At 67.7% G+C, this 24,706-nt stretch carries 21 protein-coding genes; 7 read left to right on the top strand and 14 right to left on the bottom strand.

Features of this window, described 5'->3' with window-relative positions; translation table 11 throughout:
• Window positions 1-322: 322 nt before the first annotated feature.
• The 5 genes from U5798_RS02770 (at window position 323) to U5798_RS02750 (ending at window position 4,367) form a co-directional block, all read left to right on the top strand.
• On the top strand, window positions 323-1,309 hold the full coding sequence (locus U5798_RS02770) for a TRAP transporter substrate-binding protein (RefSeq protein WP_322081092.1): 987 nt from the start codon (window positions 323-325) through the stop codon (window positions 1,307-1,309).
• Window positions 1,306-1,878, top strand: a complete 573-nt coding sequence (locus U5798_RS02765) for a TRAP transporter small permease (protein ID WP_322081091.1) — start codon at window positions 1,306-1,308, stop codon at window positions 1,876-1,878. Before U5798_RS02770 ends, U5798_RS02765 begins: the two co-directional genes overlap by 4 nt.
• Before the next feature lie 4 nt (window positions 1,879-1,882).
• Window positions 1,883-3,235: a TRAP transporter large permease gene (locus U5798_RS02760; RefSeq protein ID WP_089429834.1), complete on the top strand. Its 1,353-nt coding sequence runs from the start codon at window positions 1,883-1,885 to the stop codon at window positions 3,233-3,235.
• A gap of 6 nt (window positions 3,236-3,241) precedes the next feature.
• Window positions 3,242-3,367 (top strand): hypothetical protein, encoded by a 126-nt coding sequence (locus U5798_RS02755; RefSeq protein ID WP_260434812.1) that lies wholly within the window; start codon window positions 3,242-3,244, stop codon window positions 3,365-3,367.
• Window positions 3,368-3,542: 175 nt separating this feature from the next.
• Window positions 3,543-4,367 (top strand): alpha/beta fold hydrolase, encoded by an 825-nt coding sequence (locus tag U5798_RS02750; protein ID WP_322081090.1) that lies wholly within the window; start codon window positions 3,543-3,545, stop codon window positions 4,365-4,367.
• Between the two features lie 60 nt (window positions 4,368-4,427).
• On the opposite strand, the gene proP is transcribed toward U5798_RS02750, so the two are convergent.
• From proP to U5798_RS02685, 13 genes are all read right to left on the bottom strand, one after another.
• Complete coding sequence (gene proP, locus U5798_RS02745; protein WP_124448569.1) at window positions 4,428-5,897, bottom strand: glycine betaine/L-proline transporter ProP; 1,470 nt, start codon at window positions 5,895-5,897, stop codon at window positions 4,428-4,430.
• A 569-nt stretch (window positions 5,898-6,466) separates the two neighbouring features.
• Window positions 6,467-7,702 carry an acyltransferase gene (locus tag U5798_RS02740; RefSeq protein WP_322081089.1) on the bottom strand — a complete coding sequence of 412 codons (1,236 nt, stop codon included), beginning with the start codon at window positions 7,700-7,702 and terminating at the stop codon, window positions 6,467-6,469.
• Window positions 7,703-7,768: 66 nt separating this feature from the next.
• Entirely contained in the window at window positions 7,769-8,518 is a 750-nt protein-coding gene (locus tag U5798_RS02735) for an SDR family NAD(P)-dependent oxidoreductase (RefSeq protein WP_124448566.1), read from the bottom strand.
• A gap of 82 nt (window positions 8,519-8,600) precedes the next feature.
• Window positions 8,601-10,307 carry a GMC family oxidoreductase gene (locus U5798_RS02730; RefSeq protein WP_322081088.1) on the bottom strand — a complete coding sequence of 569 codons (1,707 nt, stop codon included), beginning with the start codon at window positions 10,305-10,307 and terminating at the stop codon, window positions 8,601-8,603.
• 72 nt (window positions 10,308-10,379) lie between these two features.
• Entirely contained in the window at window positions 10,380-11,144 is a 765-nt protein-coding gene (locus U5798_RS02725) for an SDR family oxidoreductase (protein ID WP_311767296.1), read from the bottom strand.
• Between the two features lie 68 nt (window positions 11,145-11,212).
• Complete coding sequence (locus U5798_RS02720) at window positions 11,213-11,971, bottom strand: cupin domain-containing protein (RefSeq protein WP_124448560.1); 759 nt, start codon at window positions 11,969-11,971, stop codon at window positions 11,213-11,215.
• Window positions 11,972-12,002: 31 nt separating this feature from the next.
• Window positions 12,003-13,802, bottom strand: a complete 1,800-nt coding sequence (locus U5798_RS02715; protein ID WP_322081087.1) for an FAD-dependent monooxygenase — start codon at window positions 13,800-13,802, stop codon at window positions 12,003-12,005.
• Window positions 13,803-13,815: 13 nt separating this feature from the next.
• A complete protein-coding gene (locus U5798_RS02710) occupies window positions 13,816-14,535 on the bottom strand; it encodes a class I SAM-dependent methyltransferase (protein WP_322081086.1) in 720 nt (239 codons plus the stop codon).
• Window positions 14,536-14,554: 19 nt separating this feature from the next.
• Window positions 14,555-16,975 carry an AMP-binding protein gene (locus tag U5798_RS02705; protein ID WP_322081085.1) on the bottom strand — a complete coding sequence of 807 codons (2,421 nt, stop codon included), beginning with the start codon at window positions 16,973-16,975 and terminating at the stop codon, window positions 14,555-14,557.
• A gap of 55 nt (window positions 16,976-17,030) precedes the next feature.
• Window positions 17,031-17,831 carry an aldolase gene (locus U5798_RS02700; RefSeq protein WP_322081084.1) on the bottom strand — a complete coding sequence of 267 codons (801 nt, stop codon included), beginning with the start codon at window positions 17,829-17,831 and terminating at the stop codon, window positions 17,031-17,033.
• A 9-nt stretch (window positions 17,832-17,840) separates the two neighbouring features.
• On the bottom strand, window positions 17,841-19,166 hold the full coding sequence (locus tag U5798_RS02695; RefSeq protein WP_124448550.1) for a 3-dehydroquinate synthase II: 1,326 nt from the start codon (window positions 19,164-19,166) through the stop codon (window positions 17,841-17,843).
• Between the two features lie 72 nt (window positions 19,167-19,238).
• On the bottom strand, window positions 19,239-19,508 hold the full coding sequence (locus tag U5798_RS02690) for a hypothetical protein (protein ID WP_322081083.1): 270 nt from the start codon (window positions 19,506-19,508) through the stop codon (window positions 19,239-19,241).
• A gap of 1,085 nt (window positions 19,509-20,593) precedes the next feature.
• A complete protein-coding gene (locus U5798_RS02685; protein WP_322081082.1) occupies window positions 20,594-20,851 on the bottom strand; it encodes a DUF4148 domain-containing protein in 258 nt (85 codons plus the stop codon).
• A gap of 200 nt (window positions 20,852-21,051) precedes the next feature.
• Here U5798_RS02685 and U5798_RS02680 point away from each other — a divergent pair, with 200 nt between their 5' ends.
• Both U5798_RS02680 and U5798_RS02675 read left to right on the top strand, forming a co-directional pair.
• Entirely contained in the window at window positions 21,052-21,729 is a 678-nt protein-coding gene (locus tag U5798_RS02680; RefSeq protein WP_322081081.1) for a heavy metal response regulator transcription factor, read from the top strand.
• Window positions 21,726-23,207 carry a heavy metal sensor histidine kinase gene (locus tag U5798_RS02675; RefSeq protein ID WP_322081080.1) on the top strand — a complete coding sequence of 494 codons (1,482 nt, stop codon included), beginning with the start codon at window positions 21,726-21,728 and terminating at the stop codon, window positions 23,205-23,207. The genes U5798_RS02680 and U5798_RS02675 overlap by 4 nt, the downstream gene beginning before the upstream one ends.
• Here U5798_RS02675 and U5798_RS02670 read toward each other — a convergent pair.
• Window positions 23,188-24,696: an efflux transporter outer membrane subunit gene (locus U5798_RS02670; protein ID WP_322081079.1), complete on the bottom strand. Its 1,509-nt coding sequence runs from the start codon at window positions 24,694-24,696 to the stop codon at window positions 23,188-23,190. The two genes, U5798_RS02675 and U5798_RS02670, sit on opposite strands and share 20 nt — an antisense overlap.
• Window positions 24,697-24,706: the final 10 nt, after the last annotated feature.

The following is a 24,706-nucleotide window of genomic DNA, read 5'->3' as shown; positions in this document are numbered from 1 at the left end:
AATCAAACGACGTGAAAGCTGGCCGTTCGGCATGGCCGACGATGGCTATGCGGTCGGCCAAATTGGATAGAGCCGCGTGGACGGAAAACGTTTCGCTGAAAATCGCCTAAATAGAGAATGTGATTCCCTGAGATTCGCCGAAAACCAGCTATGGAGGCGGTTGTAGGGGTATGCACCAAGTGAGTTAAACGATTAACCGACGTACATTCGCTCAACACGTCGTACGACGTATGACTCTGCGATTCAGGACTGCGCCTCTCCGAAGGTCGCGCCTGCCGACGGATCGCCGCACAACAACGATCGACCATCTAGGAGACTCACCATGACGCATCGATTCACCGGCTCCCGTACCGCCCTGGCCGTCGCGCTGATGGCCGGCCTTGCGACGTCCGCGCAGGCGCGCGTGTTCCGCTCGGCGGACGTGCACGGCGACACCTTCCCGACCAACATGGCCGTGAAGTTCATGGGCGACGAACTGTCGAAGCAGACGGGCGGCAAGGATTCGATCAAGGTGTTCGGCAACAGCGCGCTGGGCTCCGAGAAGGACACGGTCGACCAGGTGCGGATCGGCGCGATCGACATGGCGCGCGTGAACGGTGCGTCGTTCAACGAGATCGTGCCGGAGTCGCTGATCCCGTCGTTCCCGTTCCTGTTCCGCGACGTCGACCATTTCCGCAAGGCGATGTACGGCCCGGCCGGGCAGAAGATCCTCGATGCGTTTACCGCGAAGGGGATGATCGCGCTGACGTTCTACGAGAGCGGCGCGCGCTCGATCTACGCGAAGCGCCCGGTGCGCTCGCCCGCCGACATGAAGGGGCTGAAGGTGCGCGTGCAGCCGTCCGACCTGATGGTCGACGAGATCAAGGCGATGGGCGGCACGCCGACGCCGATGCCGTTCGCGGAGGTGTACACGGGCCTGAAGACGGGCCTCGTCGACGCGGCGGAAAACAACCTGCCGTCGTACGAGGAAACCAAGCACTACGAAGTGGCGCCCGATTACTCGGAGACGCAGCACGCGATGACACCGGAAGTGCTCGTGTTCTCGAAGAAGATCTGGGACACGCTGTCGCCGCAGGAGCAGGCCGCCATCAGGAAGGCGGCGGCCGATTCGGTGCCGTACTACCAGAAGCTGTGGACCGCACGCGAGGCATCCGCGCAGCAGCTGGTGACGAAGGGCGGCGCGAAGATCCTGCCGGCCGCGCAGATCGACCGCGCGGCGTTCGTGAAGGCGATGCAGCCGCTGTGGACGAAGTATGAAAAGACGCCGCAGATGAAGCAGATCGTCGACGAGATCGAGGCCACCAAGTGACGCGTCGCACTTCCCTGAACAGTGCGGCGGCCGCGGGTTCGTCGGCCGCCGCCCCGGACGGCGCGGTGCCGGCGCAGCCGCATGCCGCGCCGTTCCTGCGCTGCGTGAACGACGTGCTGTTCCGCGTGCTGGCCGTGACCGCATCGGCGTGTCTCGCGGTGCTCACGGTGCTGGTGTTCTATGCGGTCGTGATGCGCTACGTGTTCGAGAACGCGCCGGATTTCGTCGAGCCGATCGCGCTGCTGCTCGTGATCGTGATCGCGATGTTCGGCGCGGCGATGAAGGTGCGCGACGGCGGTCATATCGGCCTCGACTCGCTCGTGCGCCGGCTGCCGCCGAAATCGCGCACCATGGTCATCGCAATCCAGCACCTGAGCCTGATCGCATTCGCGGTCATGATCATGGCCGGCTGCGGCAGCATGGCCGCCGAGACGATGGGCGACCGCATCCCGATCATCGGGCTGCCCGAAGGCGTGCGCTACCTGATCACGATGCCCGCGGCGGTCGCGATCATCCTCTTCTCGCTCGAGCACCTGCTCGCGCTTCGTCGTTCTTCGTCGGGACAATAACGCCATGGAACTCGCGATCCTGTCCGTCAGTTTTCTGATTTTTCTCGTACTCGGCGTACCCGTGTCGTTCGCGCTCGGGATAGCCTGCGTGCTGACCTACCTGGTCGAAGGCCTGCCGATCGCGACCGCGATGCAGGCGATGATCTCGGGGATGAACGCGTTCTCGTTCCTCGCGGTGCCGTTCTTCATCTTCTCCGGCGAACTGATGCTGCACGGCGGCATCGCCGACCGGATCCTGCGCTTCGCGCAGGCGACCGTCGGCCATTTCCGCGGCGGCCTCGGGATGGCGAACGTCGTCGCCTGTACGCTGTTCGGCGGCGTGTCGGGTTCACCGACGGCCGATACGTCGGCGATGGGCGGCGTGGTGATTCCGCTGATGAAGCGCGAAGGCTACAGCGCGGCGTATGCGGTCAACGTGACGACGCATGCGTCGCTCGCCGGCGCACTGATGCCGACGTCGACCAACATGATCATCTACGCGTTCGCCGCGCAGGGCATCACCGGGATGCTGCACGGCCAGCCGGTGAGCGGCGTGTCGATCGGCGACCTGCTGTTCTCGGGCCTCTTGCCGGTGTTGTGGGTGATGGGCTTCGTGCTCGCCGCCGCATACTGGCAGGCCGTCCGTCACGGCTATCCGCGCCGCGAAGACGGTTCGTCCGCGCTGCCTGCGTTCCCCGGCTGGTATGCGGTGCTGCGCAGCTTCGTCGGCGCGGTGCCCGGGCTGATGGTGATCGCGATCATCCTCGTGTGCGTCGCGAAGGGGATCGCCACCGCGACCGAAGCCGCCGCGATTGCCGTCGTGTACTCGCTCGTGCTCACCGCGGTCGTCTACCGGACGCTGACGGCCGAGAAGCTGCGCCGCGCGCTGTCGCATGCGGCGCGCACGACGGGCGTCGTGCTGCTGCTGATCGCCGTGTCGAACATGCTGCGCTTCCAGATGTCGTACCTGGAAATTCCGGATGCGATCGAAGGGCTGCTGAAGCAGTCGACCGCCGCGCCGTGGCTGATGCTGCTGTACATCAACATCATCCAGGTGTTCCTCGGCACGTTCGTCGACATGGCCGCGCACATCCTGATCACGACGCCGCTGTTCCTGCCGATCGCGATGGCGTGCGGTGTCGGGCCGGTGCAGTTCGGGATCATGCTGCTGCTGAACTGCTCGCTCGGCCTCGTGCATCCGCCGATCGGATCGGTGCAGTTCGTCGGCTGCGCGATCGGCAACGTGTCGATCGGCGAGACCACGAAGATGGCGTGGCCGTACTACCTCGCGATCTTCAGCGCGATCAACATCGTCACGTACCTGCCGTTCTTCTCGACCTGGCTGCCGAGCCTGATCAGCGGGCACGCGGTATTCTGATCGCGCGTGTCGCCGACGCTTGCCGTGCACCGGATCGAGCGCAACACGGGACATCTCGCCGAGATCGGGAAGTATCCGGTCGGCAACGGCGCGAACTGGGTCGAGATCGTGTCGTATGACGGGACGAACTGACGGCCGGCACGCAGATCGGAATCCGTTGCGCGTGGCGGCATGCTGCGCACGCGGTTCGTCACACCGATCACACGCGACCTGTGCGATGATGCGCCGCTTCGCGTTCGTTGCAGAACGCCGCCGACCGCGGCGCCCGGTTCCGGGTTACCGCCGCGTCCTGACACCCGGAGACGACATGCCCGCCCACCTCATTCGACACAGCACGCTGCATTACCAGGATCAAGGCACCGGGTTTCCGGTGCTGCTCGGACACAGCTATCTGTGGGACGCGGCGATGTGGGCGCCGCAGATCGATGCGCTGTCGCACCGGTATCGCGTGATTGTGCCGGACCTGTGGGGGCATGGCGCATCGGGTGCGCTGCCCGACGGCACGCAGACGCTCGACGATCTCGCCGCGCACGCGAGCGCGCTGCTCGATGCGCTGGAGATCGAGCAGTGCGCGGTTGTCGGGCTCAGCGTCGGCGGCATGTGGGGCGCACGGCTCGCGTTGCGCGAACCGCAGCGCGTGCGCTCGCTCGTGCTGATGGATGCCTCGCTGGAAGCCGAGCCCGAGGCGACGCGGCTGCGCTACTTCGGGATGCTCGATGCGATTGCGGCGGCCGGCAGCATCGTGCCGCCGCTGCTCGACGCGATCGTGCCGCTGTTCTTCCGCCCCGACGTCAATCTGGCGGACCCGGTGCCGACCGCGTTTCGCGTTGCGCTCGCGAGCCTGCCCGCCGACCGGCTGCGGGAATCGATCGTCCCGCTCGGCCGGCTGATCTTCGGCCGACCCGACACGCTGTCGGCACTGGCCGCGCTCGATGCCGAACGTACGCTGCTGATGTGCGGCGCGGGCGACATGGCGCGCCCGCCGTCGGAAACCGTGAAGATGGCGAGCGTGATCGGTTGCGCACATGCGCTGGTGCCGGACGCAGGCCACATCTCGAATCTGGAAAATCCTGCGTTCGTCACGCGCGCGCTGCTCGACTGGTTCGATGCGCAGCAACTGTCGTCGAACTGACGAATGCGTGGGCGGCGACGCCGGCGCAGGTCGCGCGGCGTCGCGTCATGCCGGGTCGCGTCACGCGCGCTCGCCGACCGGCGTGAATTTCCTGCCCGGCACACGGGCATCGTCCGCACCGCCGCGAACGAGGCTCAGCGCTTCCGCGCGGCTTGCGACGCACGGCCCCGAACCGGGCAGCGGCTGGCGCGCCGTCTCGCGCAGCGCGAGCACCGACACGATGCCGATGAACGACGCGCCCATCAGGTAGTACGCGGGCATCATCAGGTCGCCGGTGCGATCGACCAGCCACGCGGTGACGAGCGGCGTCGTGCCGCCGAACAGCGATACCGACACGTTGAAGCCGATCGCGAGCGCGCCGTAGCGGATCCGCGTCGGGAACAGCGCGGGCAGCGCCGACGGCATCACGCCGGTGAACGTCGACAGCAGGGTACCGTAGATCAGCATCCCGCCGAACACCGGCAGCATGCCGCCGGTGCGGATCAGCATCAGCGCCGGCACCGACAGCACGAGCAGGCCCACGCAGCCGGCCATCATCACCGGCTTGCGGCCGACCTTGTCCGACAGACGCCCGGCGTACAGCGTCATCGGCATCATCAGCACCATCACGAGCAACACCATGAACAACCCGTGCGATTCGCGGACGTGCAGCGTCGCGGACAGGTAGTTCGGCAGGTACGACAGCGCCATGTAGTCGGTCACGTTGAAGATCAGCACGAGGCCGACACACTGCAGCAGCGGCTTCCACTGTTCGACGAGCAGCGCCGCGAAGCGTTGTTTCGGCCGCGCGCGTTCGTCCGCTTCGCGCGCTTCGGCCTCCTTCTTGAACGCCGGCGTTTCCTCGAGTTTCAGGCGCACGTAGAGGCCGACGAGGCCGAGCGGGCCGGCGATGAAGAACGGTACGCGCCAGCCCCACGACAGCAGGGCTTCCTGCGACAGCGTTGCGGTGAGCAGTGCGACGGTGGCCGCGCCGAGCGTATAGCCGATCAGCGTGCCGAACTCGAGGAAGCTGCCCATGAAGCCGCGGCGCTTGTCGGTCGAGAATTCGGCGATGAAGGTGGCCGCGCCGCCGTATTCGCCGCCGGTCGAGAAGCCCTGCACGAGGCGGGCGACGAGCAGCAGTACGGGCGCCATGATGCCGATCGACGCATAGCTGGGGATCAGGCCAATCGCGAACGTGCCGACGGCCATCATGATCATCGTCGCGGCGAGCACGCGCTGGCGGCCGATGCGGTCGCCGAGCGGGCCGAACACCATGCCGCCGAGCGGGCGCACGAGGAACGCGGCCGCGAACGTGCCGAAGGTGGCGAGCAACTGCGCGGACGGGCTGCTGGACGGGAAGAACACCTTGCCGAGCGTGACGGCGATGTAGCTGTAGACGCCGAAGTCGAACCATTCCATCGCATTGCCGAACGCCATCGCACCGACCGCGCGCTTGAGGACGGCCGGGTCGACGATCGTGATGTCATCCAGCTTGACGGACTGGCGCGAAGATCGTGCTTTCGCAGGGTGCGCTTGCGACGGGCTCAATGAACTCTCCTGGAATTGCCTTGGCAGCCGGCCGGGCTGGAATGCAGTGGAGTCGTGCGGGCCGAGGAGCAGCGAAGGCGGATGTCTCGGGGGTGCCGCGATGCCGGTGGCGCGACGCGCGCAGCGGATGGCACCGGGCAGGTGTGTTGTGTGAACCAGTTTAGAGAAACGGGCGCAACCGGCTATCGGTCATGCGCCCGGAACCCGGTTGTAAACGACACGGGTTTGAAAGGCGGTTGTTGCGCTGAATCGGAGGCGCGTGTGCCGCGCAGCGCTGATGCTGCCGGCACACGCCACTCGGCTGCAGTCAGCTTCGCGATGAGGAAATCGGCCAGCGCGCCGACCTTGGCCGGCCGCGCACGGGTGGACGGCGCGACGAAGTACAGGCCGCCTCCGGGCAGGGCGCCCGGCTCGGACAGGCGAGGATTCCGGCGTCGACGGCGTCGTTTTTCACGTGGCGCGACAGGCATCCGCGCGAGGACGCGATCGGCCGGTTCTTTCGCCGGGGGAGGGCCGAGCTGGCGAGACGACGCCAGGCGGGCTGCGCCCGGCCTGTCGTCAATTCCCCCTCAACCCGCCTTCGGCAATGCCGCCGGCGCCGCGCTGGCCATGCTCTCCGCGACCCGCCGGCCGGTCGCGATCATCGGCCGCTCGACGCAGCGATACAGCAGCTCCGTCGCACCGGCGACGAGCAGCGCCATCAGCAGCGTGTACTGCGGCCACAGTCGTGCCGTGATCGCGATGTCGTGGGCGCGCGTGTACCGGAACATCAGCTCGTTCGTCAGGAAGAACATCGGCAGATGGACGAGATACAGCGAGTAGGAGCGCCGGCCGATGCAGTCGAAGGCCCATTGCAGCGGCTGCGGGAACGACACGACGCCGCCTTCGCACGCGGCCAGGAACACGAGCGCGGCCGACAGCATGCAGACTACCGGCACCGCGACGACGTTGTCGAATCCGATCGCGGTGATCGAGCCCAGCACCAGCGCGAGCAGGAGCACCACTGCGCCGCCGAGGTAACCGCTTCCCCGGGCGTTCACGCGGATCGCGGCGAACCACGGCCGGGTGGTCGCGAGATACAGCAGGCAGCCATAGAGCATGCCGTCGCAGCGGGTCTGCGTATAGAAGAACACCTTGAGCGGATCGGCCAGCAGGTACGGACGAATCGCGACCGAAATGACCACGAGCGTGAGCGTGAGCCACAGTACGCGCTGCCGGGTCGTGCGCGTCAGCATCAGGAACACCGGAAACACGAGATAGAACTGTTCCTCGACCGACAGGCTCCAGTACTGCGCGAGCGGCACGCCCGGCGCGATCTTGTGATCGGGCAGCCAGAAGTTGAACGTGTACGTGAAGATGGAGAGCGCCGCCTGCAGGTTGTAGACGGTGTCGGCGAAATAGCCGCCGGCGTTCAGGAACGCGCCGCAGACGATGACGATCAGGATCACGCACCATGCGACCGGCAGGATCCGGAACGCACGGCGGACGTAGAACGCCTTCACGTGCGCCGCGAGCGCGCCCGGGTCACCGCGCAGCGCATCGAATTCGCTCACGATCGTGCGCGAAATGATGTAGCCGGAGATCACGAAGAACAGATCGACGCCGGCCCACGCGTTGCCCAGCAGGTCCAGCGGCGTCGCGGGCCCGGCGAAGTGCATCGTGAAGGTCCACGGATAGAACACCTGGCGCCAATGCACGTAGCAGGTCAGCAGCACGGCGATCGCCCTCAGGCGATCCAGCTCCAGGTTGCGCGGCGCCCGCTGCACGATGTGCGCGAGCGCCGGATTGTCCGGCAATGCCTTCATGGTTTCCTCCGTCCGGAAGGGCGGCGTCGGGACACGGAATACGGCCCGGCACGCCGGGCCGCGCGTTCACAGCTTGGTGCCACCGTCCACCTGCACGATGTCGCCGGTGATCCAGCGCGCGCCGTCCGAGGCCAGGAATGCGATCACGTCGGCGATGTCCTCGGGCCGCGCGACCCGCTGCAGCGCCTGGAGCGCGAGGACCTGTTCGCGGCCCGCATCGCTGCGAACGAACGCCGACATGTCGGTGTCGACGACGCCGGGCGCCACGCCGTTCACACGGATGCCGCGGCTGCCGAGCGCCTGGGCGAAGTGCTTGACGAGCGTGTCGATCGCGCCCTTGGTCGCCGCGTAGGCGGAGATCTCGCCCACCGGCGAACGCGCGCCGAGCGATGACAGCAGGACGATGCTCGCGCCGTCGCCCATCACCGGCAGCAGCTGCTGGGTGAGGAAGTACGGCGCGCGCACGTTGATGGCGAACAGCCGGTCGAAATCGTCGACCGGCATCGCGTCGATCGGTGCGCTCATCGCGATGCCCGCGTTCGCGACCAGGATATCGAGTCGGCCGTCGAGGGCCTCGCGCGTCGCGGCGGCCAGCGCGTGCGGGCCGTGTACCGTCCCGAGATCGGCTGCGAGCGAATCGGCGGTCCCGCCGGCGGCGCGGATTTCGGCCACCACGGCTTCCGCCTCCGCCGCCGCGGTCGAGTAATGCACGAGCACGTACGCACCCTGGCGCGCGAGCGCGAGCGCCGTCGCGCGCCCGATGCCGCGCGATGCGCCGGTGACCAGCGCGGTCTTGTTGCCCAGATGGGATTTCATCGGCGATTCCTTCATCAATGAACGGGAAAAGAGGGAGGCGTACCGCGCAACAGCCACGCGGTACGCCACGTCCGGCGCAGGCTCAGCAGGCTGCGGCAGATACCGCCATGCCGCTGGCCCGTGCTTCGGCGAGAAGCTGGTTCGCGGCGAGTTGCGCGACGGTCAATACGGATGGCTGAATGTTGACCGCGGGCACTTCGGGGATCACCGACGCGTCCACGACGCGCAGGTTCTGGATGCCCCACACGCGGAAACGCGCATCGACCACGCTCGTCGCCGGGTCGCGGCCGGCGGCGCAACTGCCGACGAAATGCAGGCCGGGCGCGGCGTTCTGGCGGATGAACGCGAGCTTGTCCGCGCGCGTCGCGAGCGGCGCGCCCGACTGCAGTCCGCCGTTGTACGGCGCGAGCGCGCGCGCCGCGCCGAGCTCCAGCGCACGATCGAGCGCCGCGACCATCGTGTCGCGGTCGACCGCGTCGGCCAGGTAATTCGGATCGAGCGAGAGCGGCTGGCGCGGATCGGCGCTGACGAGCCGGGCGGTGCCCCGGCTGCGCGGTTTCGCGAGGAACGGGATCAGCGTGTAGCCTTCTCCCGCAGCCAGCGGGCCGCCGAACGGGTACTGCATGCCGGCCACCTGGATGGTCGGCGCGCTGGCCGCCGTGCCGCCGTAGTACGCCATCGTCGAGACGCCGTTCGACACCTGCGGTGCAATCGCCGTGCGCGCCTTGTACGTGACGCTCAGCAGCAGGTGGTCGTGGAAGTTGCGGCCGACGGCCGGCATGTCCTGCCGCACCTGGATATTGAGCGGCGCGAGCTGGTCGAGCGGCCCGAGGCCGGACAGCATCAGCAGTTGCGGCGACGCGGCGGTCCCGGCCGACACGATGGTCTCGCGGGTCGCGTGGATCGTCAGCGCGGACGAGCCGAGCCGCACCTCGACGCCGCGGCAGACCGTCCCTTGCAGGACCAGCTTCGAGACCACGACGTTCGACAGGATTTTCAGGTTCGGCCGGCTCAGCGCAGGCGCCAGGAAGGCCTGCGCGGGCCCGACGCGCCGCCCGTCGGCGGTCGCGTTCACGTCGGTCACGCCGGTGCCGTCGAGCCGCCGCCCGGCGTTCAGCTCGATTTGCCCGAGGCCCGTCGAGACGCCGGCCGCGAGATACGCGGCGGTGAGCGGATGCTGGTCGGCATACCGGCCGACCGTGATGCGGCCGCCGGCCGCACCGCAGGTATGCGATGCCTGCGTCACCTGCAGGTACGCACGGTTCAGCTCGGCCGGGTTCCATTCGGGCCCGACGAGCTGCTGCCACGCGCGATAGTCGCGCGGGTCGCCGCGCAGCCAGATCATCGCGTTGATGCTGCCCGAGCCGCCCCAGGTCCTGCCGGCCGGCGACGCCTGCGAGCGGCCGTCCAGTTGCGTCTGCGGCACGCTCGTGCGCGCCCAGTCGGTATCGCTGCCCAGATTGCGCAGCCAGTCGGCGACGAGCGCGACCTTCGACTGGCCGAGCTGGTTGCTGCCCGCCTCGATCAGGAGGACCGACGCCCCCGACGCGGACAGCCGGTCGGCCAGCAGGCTTCCTGCCGACCCGGCGCCGACGATCACATAGTCGTAGCTGTCGCGCAGCGCCCCGGCCTGGCCGGCTTCGGCCGTGTCGATGAAGCGGCTGAATTGGCCGACGCCGGCCGCGCCCGCGCCCAGCGCCGCCAGCTTGCCGAGAAAGGCGCGCCGGCTTCGCGGCCGGCCGTGGTCCAGATCGTTCGGTTGCGGATACTGTTCAGCCTCGTGACTCATGATGGTCCCGGCAATGGATGAAAGGAGTGGAAGGAGCGGGCGGCGCCGGCGCGCCGCCCGGTGAGCGAACGCTCAGGTGCGCGTGATCGACACGCCGCCTTCGACGAGCAGCGTCGTGCCCGTGACGAAGCTGGACAGGTCGGACGCGAGATACAGCGCCGACTTCGCGATCTCTTCCGGATGGGCCATCCGCTTCAGCGCGTGAATGCTCTCGACGAACGCCTTCTGCTCCGGCGTGCTGGCCGCTTCGCGGCCCATCTCGGTGTCGGTCCCGCCCGGCATCAGCACGTTGACGCGCACGCCCGACGGGCCGTATTCGGCGGCGAGCGTCTTGGCCAGGCCGACGAGCCCGGCCTTGCTGGCGGCATACGCGGCCATCCCCGGGAAGCCGACCGTGTGACCGACGAACGACGACGTGAAGATCAGCGAGCCGCGCTTGCGCGCGAGCATGGCGGGAAGCTGATATTTCGCGCCGAGGAATGCGCTCGTCAGGTTGGTTTCGAGCGTGTCGCGCCAGCCTTCCGGCGTGATGTCGGTGACGCTGCCGAGCGCGCCCATCGTCGCCGCGTTGTTGAACGCCACGTCGAGCCCGCCGAACCGGCCGACGGCCAGCTCGACCGCTTCCTTCGCGCAGCGCTCGTCCTTCACGTCGCCGGCCAGCGCGACCGCCTTGCCGCCGAAGCTCGCGATTTCGTCGACCAGTGCATTGAGCTGTGCCGCACGGCGCGCCACCAGGACGACGCTCGCGCCTTCCTTCGCAAACAGCTTCGCGGCCTCGCGGCCGATACCCGAGCTGGCGCCGGTCACGATGGCGGTCTTGTCAGCGAGAAGATTCATGTTCTTTACCTTGATAAGCATGACGAATTGACAAGCCGTGCCGGGAAGCCCGGCGCGGCACTTTCCACTTACGAACCTTCGGCCGATTTGAACAGCTTGATCAGGCCCGGCAGGTTCTTGCCGAATGGAGCGGCACCTTCCTCGACTTTCTCGGCGTAGCTCCAGAAATCGGTGCTGAACATCATTCCGTACTCGCGCGCTTCGCTCACGGCCTTCAGCTGCACGATCGGATTGTTCAGTGCACCTTTCACGCCGGGCAGGATCGGCTTCGCGATCGACGTGAAGTAATCGAGCAGCGATTCGCCCGGTACGTCGGGCGTCCACACCAGCTGCACGACGACGGTCTTGTCCGTCACGTTCAGGAAGCCGTGGATGTGATTGCGCGGACCGAACACGAGGCTGCCCTTCTTCATCGGAATCATCCGGATCGTGTCGCGCCCGGAGACGTCGGGCGGTTGATCCAGGTCCCGGTATTTCTTCGTGCCCATCAGCATCACGATGCCGCCTTCCGGCGCGTAGAACCACTCGTCGGTCAGCGTATGCAGGTGCAGCGGCGGCCCCGATCCCGGCGGAATCTCGACCTTCGCCATCAGATACCGCTGGCCCGTGGTTGCGCCGGTGCGGACGAACTTGATCGACGCGCCCTCCGGCTCGCCGTTGACGACCAGCGGCTCGGGGTCGTCGTCGACCAGCGCGAACGCGGCCGCGTTGTCCTGTGCGTCGTCCGCCCAGTCCGATTCGACGTCGTGCTCCGCCCGGTGCTGCGGCAAGCCGGCGTGATCGGCCGGCTCGGTCGACGTTTGCGTTTCCTCCAGCATGTCACTCATGGTCGCTCCTCAGTTGAACTGCCGTGTTGAATCAGCGCGCTGCATCGGCTACCGGATGGCGGGTCGCGTGATCCGCGCCCGGCGCCCGCTGCAGGTTGCCGGCCGGTGAATCCGTCGTGCGCCCGGTCACGCGGTCGAGCAGCGCGCCCGCGTCACGCGGCACGACATCGCCGCGCCACGCGACATGCTGGTCGGGCCGGACCAGCACCAGGCGCCGCTCGTACAATGCCGGTGCCGCGTCCGACTCGATCTCGACGATCGACAGCGGAATGGCCCGCACGCGTGCTGCCTCGGCGAGCCGCTCGGCATCGTCGCCGGGGAAGGGCGGCTCGGCCGCGCTCCGCACCTGCAACAACGTGAACCCGACGCCCAGCCGGTCGAAGACCGACCGGCGCACGCCGTCGGCACCGGTCAGCCACAGATGCGGCAGGCGGCCGCCCGGCACGCTGCTCGGCCGGTAGATCAGCGGGTCGTCCTCCGGCGCCGTGCCGTCCGGCCAGACGATCGACGAGCCGTCGTAGCGTGCGCCCAGCTCAACGCCGATCGCGTCGAACTGCGCGCGAAATGCCTGAAGCGCGTCGCCGAGCCGCGCGCGCGCCGCGTCGCCGTGCGCGTCCGGCATCTCGACGTCCATCGGCACCTGCACCTCGCCCACGCGCTGCGTCAGGCGGCGCGCGGCCGCCGTGTTGCGCAGCGCGATCGGCCGGCGCTCCGCTTCATAGCTCGCGAGCAATGAAGCGCCGGCCCAGCCCTGCACCGCGCCGGCCAGCTTCCACGCGAGGTTCGCCGCATCGTCGATGCCGGTGTTCATGCCGAAGCCGCCGGTCGGCGAGAACAGGTGAATGGCGTCGCCGCACAGGAACACGCGGCCGGCCGAATAGCGCTCGGCCACCAGCGCGACGCCGCCTTGCCACGACGCGTGGGCGAGCACGTCCACGTCGACCGGCCGACCCACGCCTTCGCGGATCCGGCCGATCACCGTCGCGTCGTCCGGCAGCGCCTCCCCGTCGTCCGCTTTCGACATCAGCAGGAACTCGTCCGCGCCGTCGAGGCTGATCAGCAGCATCCGCGAGCCGGGCGCCATCACGTTGTACATCCACGACTCGCGCCCCTTCAGCAACTCGCCGTGCAGCGCGGGAATCCGCACGTGGCTCGAGATCATCCGGCCGCTGAGGAAGCCGTCGCTCGCGCCGCCCGGGCCGAGATAGCGGATGCCGAGCGTACGCCGCACGAAGCTCTGCCCGCCGTCGCAGCCGACCAGGTACGCGGCCCGCCACCGCTCGGCCGTCGCGGGCTCGTCCACGGCCTGGGCGTCGAGCGTGACGCCTGTTTCATCCTGTTCGAACCCGGTCACGCACCAGCCGAACCGCACATCGATGTTGGGCCGGGTGCGCGCATGGGCGAGCAGGAACCGCTCCACATACATCTGGTTCGTGCGCAGCAGCGGTTCGGGCACCTGATCGATATCGTCGGCGGCGCGTGCCGCCCGCATCCGCTGGTACTCGGAACCCATGGCGAGCCGCGCCAGCTCCCAGTCGGCGAGCCGCGTGAAATACGCGATGTCGCGCGGATGATTGGACGGCAAACCCTGCGCGCGCACCGCATCCGAGATGCCCAGGCGGCGGTAGTGCTCCATCGTTCGGGCGTTGTGCGTGCTGCCTTTCGGGTGCCAGCGGGTATCCGGCTCGCGGTTGAACACGATCGACGCAACGCCGTGACGATCGAGGAACAGCGCGAGCAGCAGCCCCACCGGGCCACCGCCCACGATGGCCACCGGCCGCTCGTGTGTCGTGCCGGACCGGCGGCCCGCGTCGGAAGCTACGTTCGACATGCCGGCTCCGGCGTCACGCCGCGCCGGCCGCGGACAACTGCCGGCCTGGCCACAGCCGCAGGATGTCGTAGCGGTGCGCGCCGGCGCCCTCGCCAAAGGCGGACGCCACGATCGTCGACGAGTAGTCGTGTTCGGCGAGCATTTCCGTCAGCGCCCGTTCGTCGCCGAGACTGCTGAAGCCGATCAGCAGTTCGCCGCCGGGCATCAGGTGCCGCGTCGCTTCGCGCAGGAACCGGCGGTGCGCGAGGTAGCCCGCGTCGCAGAACGCCTGCAGGATCGGCTGCTCGAACACGTAGTCCTCCGGAACGAAGACGAAGTTCGAATTCCAGAAGATCTGGTCGAATCGCTCGCCGGGCTGCAGGACGTCGAACAGGTCGCCGTGCCGCGTCGACACTTGCTCCGCCACGCCGTGCAGCAGCACATTGGCCTGCGTGTTGAGCACGGCCGCCTCGCTGATGTCTGCCGCGACGACCCGCGCGCAGCCGGCGAGGGCGGCCGTCACTGCCGTCACGCCCGCGCCGCACCCGATCTCGAGGAAACTGCCGCCGCGGCGGTACGGCAGGTGCCGGGTGAAGATGCCGGTCGACTGGAAATGCGTCGGCGGAAACACTCCCGCATGCACGTCGAAGCTGCGGCCTTCGCATTCGTAGCGGACGATGCCGTCCGCCTCGGCGGCGGCCAGCCTGCGCCGCACCGATGCGAACGCGTCGGATTGATAGTCTTGTTCGTTCATGACTCGCGTTGTCTCCGGTTCAAACGCGCGCGGCAGATCCGCGCGCCACATACAGGACGTCGCGTGTGCCGGGAGCATCGTCGGCTGCACGACGCAGCAACGCCCCCGCCGAATCGCGCAACAGTCGCTTCAGCACCTTGCCGGTCGCGCCCACCGGCAGGAACGCCAGGCTGCGCACGATCGCCACGGCCACGCCGCGCTCCGGCAGCACGGCCCCGCATTCGGCGAGCAGCGCCTCGAGCACGCCTTCCGCGACGGCCGCCGGATCGGCGACGTGCCGGTCCGGCAGCACCAGTGCCAGCAGCGCCGGATCGTCGGCCGTGTCGCCGTCCACGCCGACCACGGCCACGTCGCACACGCCCGGCACCTGCTGGGCCACTTCTTCAAGCTGCAGCGTGTAGAGCCGGCCCGCGGGCGTTTCGACCACGTCGACTTCACGGTCGATCTGATAGAAGATGCCGTCCTCGCAGTACGCGACGTCGCCCGTCAGGAAATAGCCGCCTTGCCATGCGCCGGCCGTGCGTGCCGGCTGCTGCCAGTACCCGGACGTGATCGTCGGCGCGCGCACCGCGAGCAGGCCGCGTTGCCCCGGCGCGACTTCGTGGCCCGTCACCGGATCGAGGATCTTCGCGACAGCGATGTCCACCGGCCGGCCGATCGCGCGCTGCGGTGCCAGCTCGGCCGCGGTCGATTCGCAGCGGAACAGCGCCATGCCCAGTTCGGAACTGCCGAACGCGTCGATGAAGCGCGATTCCGGCGCACCGGCCAGCAGCCGGCGCGTATGGCTCTGGTGCGCCGCGTCGCCCATGCTGAACCAGCGCCGCACCGAATCGAATTCGCGCTCGCCGACACCGCCCTCGACCAATTGCATGTAGCTCTTCGGGAACGCGACGACCGTGGTCGGGCGAAACGCGCGGATCGCCGCGCGCACCGCGTCGCCTTCCTGCGTGCCCATCACATGGGTCGGAATGGCGTGCAGCACCGCGGTTTCGAGATGGCTGATCGCCGCCGAATGCGACTGGGGCAGCGCCGTCAGCAGGCGTTCGTCCGGGCCCTCGGCAAAGCGCCCGATGCGGGCGCGCTTGCCCATGAAGAACTGCCGGTGCTCGAAGCGCACCGCTTTCGGGATCCCGGTCGTGCCCGACGTATGGCTCAGCATCACCAGCGTCGAATCCTCCGGCGCCACCGGCCATCCGGCGGGCATGCGCGCGTCAGGCCGCAGCACCGCGCGCGACACGTCCACCAGCCGGTCGGGATGCGACGCGCCCCAGTGCCGCACGAACGCGCTCGCCGCCAGCGTATGCGTATCCGCCACCAGCCGGTCGAATCCGTTCTCGCTCATGTACGCCGCGCCGACTTCGGCCGGCATCGCGGGGTTGATCAGCGCGATCGCGGCGCCGAGGCTCGTCAGCGCCAGGTAATGGAGAAACGGCGCGATGCCGTCTTCCACGCACACGGCCACCACATCGCCGCGGCTCACGCCCTGGCCCAGGTACCAGTCCGCCAGCGCCGCGCGATACTGCTGCAGGGTCGCGAGACTGAAGGCCCGCACCGGCGCGCCGTCGACACCGGTCACCGGCTTGTCCAGCTGCAGGAATTCGACGTCCTTCGCCGGGTTCAGCGCGAGGCACAGATCGATGAAATTGCCGCTGCCGAGCGAGGCGTCCGCACGCAGTGCAGCCAGCCCGGCTTCCGGCAGTCGCGCCTCCGCCTCCGGCGCGTCGTTGCCCGGATACGCGAGCAGGTCGCTCAGCATCGCCATCCGGCGCCGCACCATCTCCTCGCCGACCGCGATCACGCGCGCCCGCCGGTACGGCTTCTCGGCCAGCATCCGGTCGATGATCTCGCGCATCACGATCGCATGCTGCTCGTCTTCCTCGACATGGATCTTGAAGAACCGCGTGGCCTGCTCCGGCGCATCGCGATGGCGCATGGCGGCCAGGATCGGACCGTAGACGATCGGCACGATCGCCTCCGCGCCGAGGCACAGCGCAGCCAGGCCGTCCAGCGGATCGGCGCCGCGGCAGTAATGGAACATGACGTCGATCAGCGCGCGCGTGCTCGACAGCATCGGCAGGCTGCGCGGCAACGCCGACATCGCCTCCATCGACTGCAGATACAGTTCCGCGTGCGAGACCTGATCCGTTCCGTCGCCGTGCAGCTCCTCGGTCAGGTTGTGCGACAGCGCCTTGAATTCTCCCGGCTCGGCCAGGCCGCCCATCATCGAGCACAGGTAACGTGTGAAGTACTGCGAATAATACTGGTGCTGAATAAGAAAGCCGCGCAGCTGCGCATCGCTGACCGTGCCGTCGCGACAGGCCGCGAGAAACGGGTTCGCGTTCAGTTCCTCGAGCAGCCCGGCCGGAAACATGTCCGACCAGAGCTGCGACAACTGCATGTGTCCGGGCAAGACGTGTCCCGCCACCGGTTGATGGTTCATTGCATTCATCGAATGGGTTCTCCACGGCCGCGCCCCCATGGCGCGGCGAACGGCATCACACGAGGTCGAGTTCGACCAGCTGCTCGGTCCGGCCTTTCACGCTGTCCGCCAGCCTTCGGAGCAGGGCCCGCGGCCGCGCGTGCTGGAACACGTTGCGGCCCACGCAGAGGCCGGTCGCGCCATGCCGGATCGCAGCCTGCGACATCGCCACCAGGACCTCTTCGTCCGCCTTTTCGCCGCCGGCGAAGAAGATCCGGATGTCGCGTCCATGAACGGAAGCCAGCTGCTCGACTTCGTCCACCGACGCGTACGCGAGCTTCACGGCGTCCGAACCCAGCTCGGTCACCACTCGCACGAGATGGTGCAGGCGTGCCAGGCGCTCCGCGGCGTTGGGCGTCTGCACCTTGTCGTACAGCATCGTCAGCAGCGGCAGCCCGGCGGCGTGCGCGGCGTCCGTCACCGCGCCGAGCATCGCGAAATTGTGCGCGAAATTGCCGGTCGTGAAGTTCACCTGGATCGACACCGCATCCGCGCCGAGCCGCAACGCCGTATCGATGTCGGCCACCATGACCTTGGTGTCCGCATCGGGCGACAGGCTCGCCATGCCGTTCAGGTGCACGATCACGCCCGTCGCAGGGTGCAGGCACTGCCGCACGATCAGGCGCTCGATCAGCCCCTTGTGACCGAGCACCGCGCTGAGGTCGGCACTTCCGACCCAGCTTTCCAGTGCCTCCGTCGCCTGGATGCCGGCGATCGGGCCGAGCGTCAGCCCGTGATCGACCGGCACGATCAGCCCGCGCTGCGAATCCGGGAACAGGATCCGGCGCTCTCTCAGTTTTCTACCGACGTAGCCCATCGACGTCTCCTACTTTTCGATGATCGTCTCGTTGATCTTGATGCCCACGTGACGCCCCGGCTCCGTCACGTAGCCCAGTACCTTGTCGCCCGGCTTCAGCTCGGAGATGTTGAGCGGCTTGGCTGCGTCGGAGAACACGCGCACGTGCCAGTCGTCCTGCATCAGGATGTTGACGCGCTCCTTGCCGGGGAACTCCACCTCGATCAGTCGCAGCGGACGCTGCTCGATCTTCATCCGGCCCACCGCCGCGCGCCGCACGCGGCCTTTCGCGTTCACGATCATCACCGGCGAGCCGGCCTTGAGCTCGCTCATGTAGTCGGTGCGGTTGCCGGTATTGAAGACATAGGAGTGCACGGCGCCGGCGTTGACGCGGAACGGGCGCAGCTCCATGTACGGCAGGAAGAACACTTCCGGGCAGGCCAGCAGGCCGCCCTGCGACGTGCTGCCGATCAGCATCCCTTCGTCCGGCGCGAACAGCGTCGACGTGTCGATGCAGGCGCGGTAGCCCATGCCCACCGGGCGGCTCTCGATCACCGTGCCGGTCTGGATCTGCAGGTTCTCGTGTTCCGCGTCCGACATCTGGTCGAGGAACGACGACATCACCCCATGGTCGCGCGGCGAGAAGATCACGCCTTCCGCGCCGTACTCCATCACGCCGTACGACACGATCGCGTCGTCGACGTTGGTCGGCTCGTTGATCTCCTTCATCAGGATCGTGCCCGTCGACTGCAGCGACGCGATCACCAGCTCCAGCGGAATGTTGGTCGGGTCGCGGAAGCGGATCCACAGATAGTCGAACGCGAGCCCGTCGTTGATGGCGCCGAGCAGGCTCTCGCGATCGTCCACGTAGCTCGTGTAGCAGGTCGTGATGCCCTCCGAGCCGAGCTGCCGCAGCGCAGCGAGATCCCGGCACGCGACGGTGCGCCGGCGCTTGCCGTCACCCTTGAACTCGGCGTACAGCGGCCCTTCGCGGAACGCCTTGACATCGGCGGCATTGCCCAGGCGCAGCACGACCTGCATCCGGTCCGGAATCGCCGGCAGCAGGTTGGCCGCGTTGTCCGGGTAGACCACCACACCGCTGTACAGCGAATTGACGACCCGCACGAACATGCTGTCGTCCGGATGCGGCCTGGCCAGTTGCGCCGTGTCGTACCACACCAGTTGCCCGTCCAGCGCCGTGCGCTTCGACTGGGCGCTCGCCGACACGTTGGTCAGCTTTACCGACGTCCGCCTGGCGACCGTCTCCTGGCTCTCGAACGGGACCGGCGTTGCCGTCGCCGGTTCCTTCGGCGCCGGCGTTTCCTTGATCTTTGCTGTCACACTCGCGTTGCTCATGCACATCCTCTTCAGGTGGATAAACAAAGGGCATGGCGCGCCTGTACGCGCCATGCAGCGGACTGTCGACGCTCAAGCCCGAATCGGCTCGCGACGCATCCCCGACGGTGATACACGGTCAATCTTGATATCTGAAATCAGTATTTCTTTCGGGGGCTCCTGTTTCAGGAAATGACGCAGCGCAGTGATTGCCGCGGCCATGCGTTCGGGAGTAAAACCAATCGGTTCACCTGGATAGCAGATGTAACTTTTACAGCAGCTGAAAAATACGTACCCGTAATTCGGAATATGCGACGAATCAAAAGATTCAACCACCCAGCGGATTTGCGGTGATTCATTCATCATTGACTCGCCAGAAAACGTAATCGATCGATACGGCGACCGAAGATTGTCCATTCGCAGTCGTCAATCCGAAGCGAACCGGATGATTCGACTGCAAACGAATCTGCGGTGATTAATTCCTCGGCAATTCCCGTCCTGGCGCGGCACCAGCACCGCCCCGACAGGCCTGCCTTTCTCGTTTCACCATGCCGGCTCTCCACGGCAGGTCGTCGTCATTCGTCAAATCCTGCATGCACACATCGCTTCACGTAATGAAACAATGACTGTTGCCAGTTACTATTCGCGTGATAATCCGATTGATTCATGAAACCGGTTTTAATCAGGCGCTCCAGCGGCATTGCATAATAAAAATGCACCATTCGCATCGGTTGGTGACATTTTCAGGTTATCTGATCCGGCAAATTATTTACATTTCTTAAGCTTCGGTGGCATCGCGTCGCTAGTGTAAAGGCAAGTTGCCTCGTAGTTGAATATCAAAGCAAAAAAAATATCCGAATAAAAGAGCAAGAATGGTGTTGACGCAGGGCGGGATTATCTGTCTTTGAAAATCGCCGGTTTCGGGCGCTGCAAACCATGCTCGGACTGCGGCGGGCCTGCGGCGAAACTCGAAGACAAAAGCGTCGATGCGCGGGGGCGTGGGAACGGAACGCAGGAGGCAGGCGACGTGCGGTCAAACATCCATGATATGACGCATTCCTAACCGAATCGAGAGAGCACCCCTGGCAGGACGTCGCTCGACAGCTGGCTCGTTTGCGGTATCACGCATATCTTGCTGGCCGCGATGGGGCGTGTGGCTGGCAAGCAGCAGGCACTGTTCAAGGCGTCGGAACAAGGGCACCACGACGGTGCGGTGCGCGACCGGCCCGATGCTGGACGGAATGGGCGGCGTGTATTGCGAGGAGGTCGACGTCGCGCAAGCGGTGCCGGCCGATCGCCAGCCGCGGGACGGCGTGTTGCCGCGGGCGAGCGATGCCGCGGCGGCCGAGCGGTCGCGGGTATTGAGCGAGCCGCTTACGGATAGTCGCTGAAGCGCGACGTCGGCGCGGGCAGCGCCGGCGATCGCGCCATGCGGGCCGGCTTTGGCGTCAATTTTCGGTCGACGCCGTTGCGACCGGCGCCGCATCGGGATGCTGGAGCGCGTAAAGCTGGCGGTTGCGCGCGATCTCCGCGTGCGACGGCGGATAGTCGTTGCGGTTCGACGGCAGCAGGCCGTCGGCTTCGGCGTCGATCAGTTGCTGGCGTACTTCCGCACGCGTGATCGGCGCCTGCGTGGACTGGGCGAAGGCCTGCGTGGCGAACGGCAGGCTCAAGGTGGCAACGATGAAAGCGGCGACGAGTTTCATGGCGGACTCCTGGATGGTTGAACGAACGGGCAAGTGGGGTAGGCCCACATGTCCCATTCTGGTTTCCGCCGCCGTCACCACACTGACCGGCCGATTACAGTCTCGTAATCAGGCCTCCTCGCGCGGGCGCGGAGCGGCTGGCGCGGCCCGTTTCCCGGTAACATCGGCGCATGTCATCACCGAATGCGGCGGAGCCGATCATGCACATCCTGATAGTCGAAGACGAACCGAAGACGGGCGCGTACCTGAAGAAGGGGCTCGAGGAATCCGGCTTCAGCGTCGACCTCGCGAAGGACGGCGGCGAAGGGCTGACGCTCGCGCAGGAGGAAAGTTACGACGTGATCGTGCTCGACGTGATGCTGCCCGTGCTCGACGGCTGGAGCGTGCTGAAGCGGCTGCGCGACACGCATGAGACGCCCGTGCTGTTCCTGACCGCGCGCGACGACGTGCAGGATCGCGTGCACGGGCTCGAACTCGGCGCCGACGACTACCTCGTGAAGCCGTTCGCGTTCGTCGAGCTGCTCGCGCGGATCCGCACGCTCGCGCGCCGCGGGCCGCCGCGCGAGACGGAGCGCGTCGTCGTGGGCGACCTGGAAATCGACGTCGTGCGCCGCCGCGTGAAGCGCGGCACCGTGCGGATCGACCTGACGCCGCGCGAATTCTCGCTGCTCCAGCTGCTCGCGCGCCGGCAGGGCGAGGTGCTGAGCCGCACGCAGATCGCGTCGTACGTGTGGGACATGAATTTCGACAGCGATACCAATGTCGTCGAAGTCGCGATCCGGCGGCTGCGCGCGAAGATCGACGATGATTTCTCGGTCAAGCTGATTCATACGGTGCGCGGCGTCGGCTACGTGCTCGAATTGAAGGACGGCGCATGACGCTCGGCCGCTCGCTCGGCGCGACGCTCGCGCTCGCGTTCGGCGCGACCACTTTCGCCGCCTTTGCACTCGTCGGCACGTATGTGTACACCGGCCTCGAACGGCAGGTCAGCACGCAGGACGACCTCGACATCGTGCTCGCCGCGCGGCACACGCGCCGGCTGGCGGGCGAACTCGATTCGCTCGACGCGGTGCGCGCGCACGCGGACCGGCTGACGAGCCAGGTGCTCGGCAACGAAGCACTGTCGATGGCCGTCGTCGACGCGCAGGGCAAGGTGCTCGCACGCAAGAACGTCGAGCGGACCGGTGTCGAGGATCCGCCGGAGGTCGCATCGGCCACGGCGTCGCCCGCGCTGCCCGCGCTACCGGATGCCGACCTGTTGCCGCCGCACGCGATGGCCGTGCCGGCGAGCGAACGGATCACGGCCGATCGGATCGCGACGTGGACCGCCGACGGCGGCACGCCCGTGCGCGGCGTCGTCGCCGAGGCCGAGTTGCGCGACCACGCGAAGATCCGGATCGCGGTCGCGCGCAACATGAGCGATCGCACCGCCTTGCTCGACGGCTACCGCGACAGGCTGAAGATCGCCGGCGGCGTCGGTGCGCTGTTCGCGATGCTGCTCAGCTACTGGCTGATCCGCCGGTCGCTCGCGCCGCTGCGCGAGATCGTCGCGAACACGGGCCGCATCACGGTCGACAAGCTCGATACGCGGCTCGACGCGTCGCGCGCGCCGCGCGAGCTGACGGCGCTCGTCGACGCGCAGAACGCGATGCTCGGCCGCCTCCAGCAGGCGTTCGGGCACCTGTCGCAATTCAGCGCGGATCTCGCGCATGACCTGCGCACGCCGCTGAACAACATGCGCGGCGCGACCGAGGTGGCGCTCGCGCGGCCGCGCTCCGTCGACGAATACCAGGCGCTGCTCGAATCGAATCTCGAGGAATACGACCGTCTCGCGCGGATGATCGAGAACGTGCTGTTTCTCGCGCGCGCCGAGCACCCGGGTTTCGTCACGCGGCAGCGCGCGTTCGACGTGCACGACGAGCTGGAGCGCATCGTCGGCTATTTCGAAGGGCTGGCCGACGAAGCCGGGTCGACGCTGCGGGTGGACGGGCATGGCCGGCTGACCGCCGATCTCGAACTGTTTCGCCGCGCGGTCAGCAACCTGCTTGCCAACGCGCTGCGCTACACGCCGGCAGGCGGCGTCATCGCCCTGACAGTCGACGAAACGGCGGACGCGGTGCGCGTCGTCGTCGCGAACCCGGGCGAGCCGATCGATCCTGCATTGCTGCCGCGGATCTTCGACCGCTTCGTCCGCGGCGATCCCGCGCGCAGCGGCGGCGTGCCGGGCGGCACGGCCGGGCTCGGCCTCGCGATCGTGCGCTCGGTCATGGAACTCCACGGCGGCACCGCCCGTGTCGAAAGCGACGCAGCGGGTACGCGCTTCATCCTCACGTTCATCAGGACGCCGACGGTGTAGCGGTCGCGTCCGCGTTCGCGTGCGCGGATTGATCCCAGCCGCCGCCGAGCGCCGTCAGCAACCCGACCGCCGCCTCCATCCGGCGGGCGGCGATCTGGTCGGCGAGGCGCCGGTTCGTCAGCGCGATCGTCTGCGCGGTCACGACATCGAGGTAGCTGACCGCGCCTGCGTTGAAGCGATTGGTCGTCAGCCGCAGCGACAGGTCGGCCGCATCGGTGGCGCGCTGCTGGCTGCCGGCTTCCGACGCGAGCGCAGCGAGCGTCGACAACCGGTCCTCGACCTGCTGGAACGCGACCAGCACCGTTTGCCGGTAGTCGGCGACCGCGCCGTCGTATTGCGCATGTGCGCCACGCAGCGACGCGCTGCGGCGGCCGCCGTCGAACAACGTGCCGACCAGTTGCGGGCCGATCGACCAGAACAGGCTCGGCGCGGTGAGCCATGGTGCGAAGAGCGAGCTTTCGAGCCCCGCGCTCGCCGTCAGCACGAGATCGGGAAAGAACGCGGCGCGCGCTTCACCGATCTGCGCGTTCGCGGCCGCGACGCGGCGCTCGGCCGCCGCGATGTCGGGCCGCCGTTCGAGCAGTTGCGACGGCACGCCGGCCGGGATCTCGGGCACGTCGAACGGCTGCACGCGCGGCGGCAGCGTGAAGGTCGACGCGCTTTCGCCGACGAGCGTCGCGAGCGCATGCCGGAGCTGCGCGCGCGACGCGTCGATGTCGGTGTCCTGCGTCTGCGTCGATTCGAGCTGCGTCTCGGCCTGCGCGACGGCCGACGCGTCGATCGCGCCGGCCGCGAGCTGCTGTTTCAGCAGCTTCAATGCATCTGCATACGCGTGCACGGTGTCGTCGAGCAGCTGCTTCTGCGTATCGAGCGAGCGCAGCGCGAAATAGTCGGTCGCGAGCTCGGCCGTCACCGACAGCTTCACGGCCTGCAGGTCGGCCGCGCTCGCGTCGGCGTTCGCCTGCGCACCCGTCACGGCATCGCGCACGCGGCCGAACAGGTCGGGCTCCCAGTTGGCGGTGACGCCCGCCTGGTAGTCGGGCGTCGTCTTGCCGGCGAGCGATGAACCGAGCTTGTTCTGCGACACGCGCGAGCGGCTCTGCGCGACGCCGGTCGTGACGGTCGGCAGGAACCCGGCATGCTGGTAGTCGACCATCGCGCGCGCCTGCTGGAGATCGGCAACGGCCTTCTTCACGGTCTGGTTCGAGATGTCGACACGTGCTTCGAGCGCGTTCAGCGTGGCGTCGCCGAAGACGGTCCACCATGGGCCACGCGATGCGGCATCGGCGGGCGCCGCGACGTTCCAGCCGGGGCGCGATGCGGGGGCACCCGCTGCCGGTACGCCCGATGCCGGTATGCCCGCATAGTGCGCGGGCACCGCGACGGCGGGCGGCGAGTAGGCGGGCAGCGTCGAGCACGCGGCCAGCGCGGCGGCGACGCCGAGCGTGACGACGCGGCGGGCGAACGGAAGCGGACGGGGGAAGCGCATGGCAGGCATC

This window comes from Burkholderia sp. BCC1972 (genome assembly GCF_905339605.1).
Classification (GTDB): Bacteria; Pseudomonadota; Gammaproteobacteria; order Burkholderiales; family Burkholderiaceae; genus Burkholderia.
Note: the sequence above shows the minus strand (reverse complement) of the source record. Positions and strands in the feature narration are given on the sequence as shown.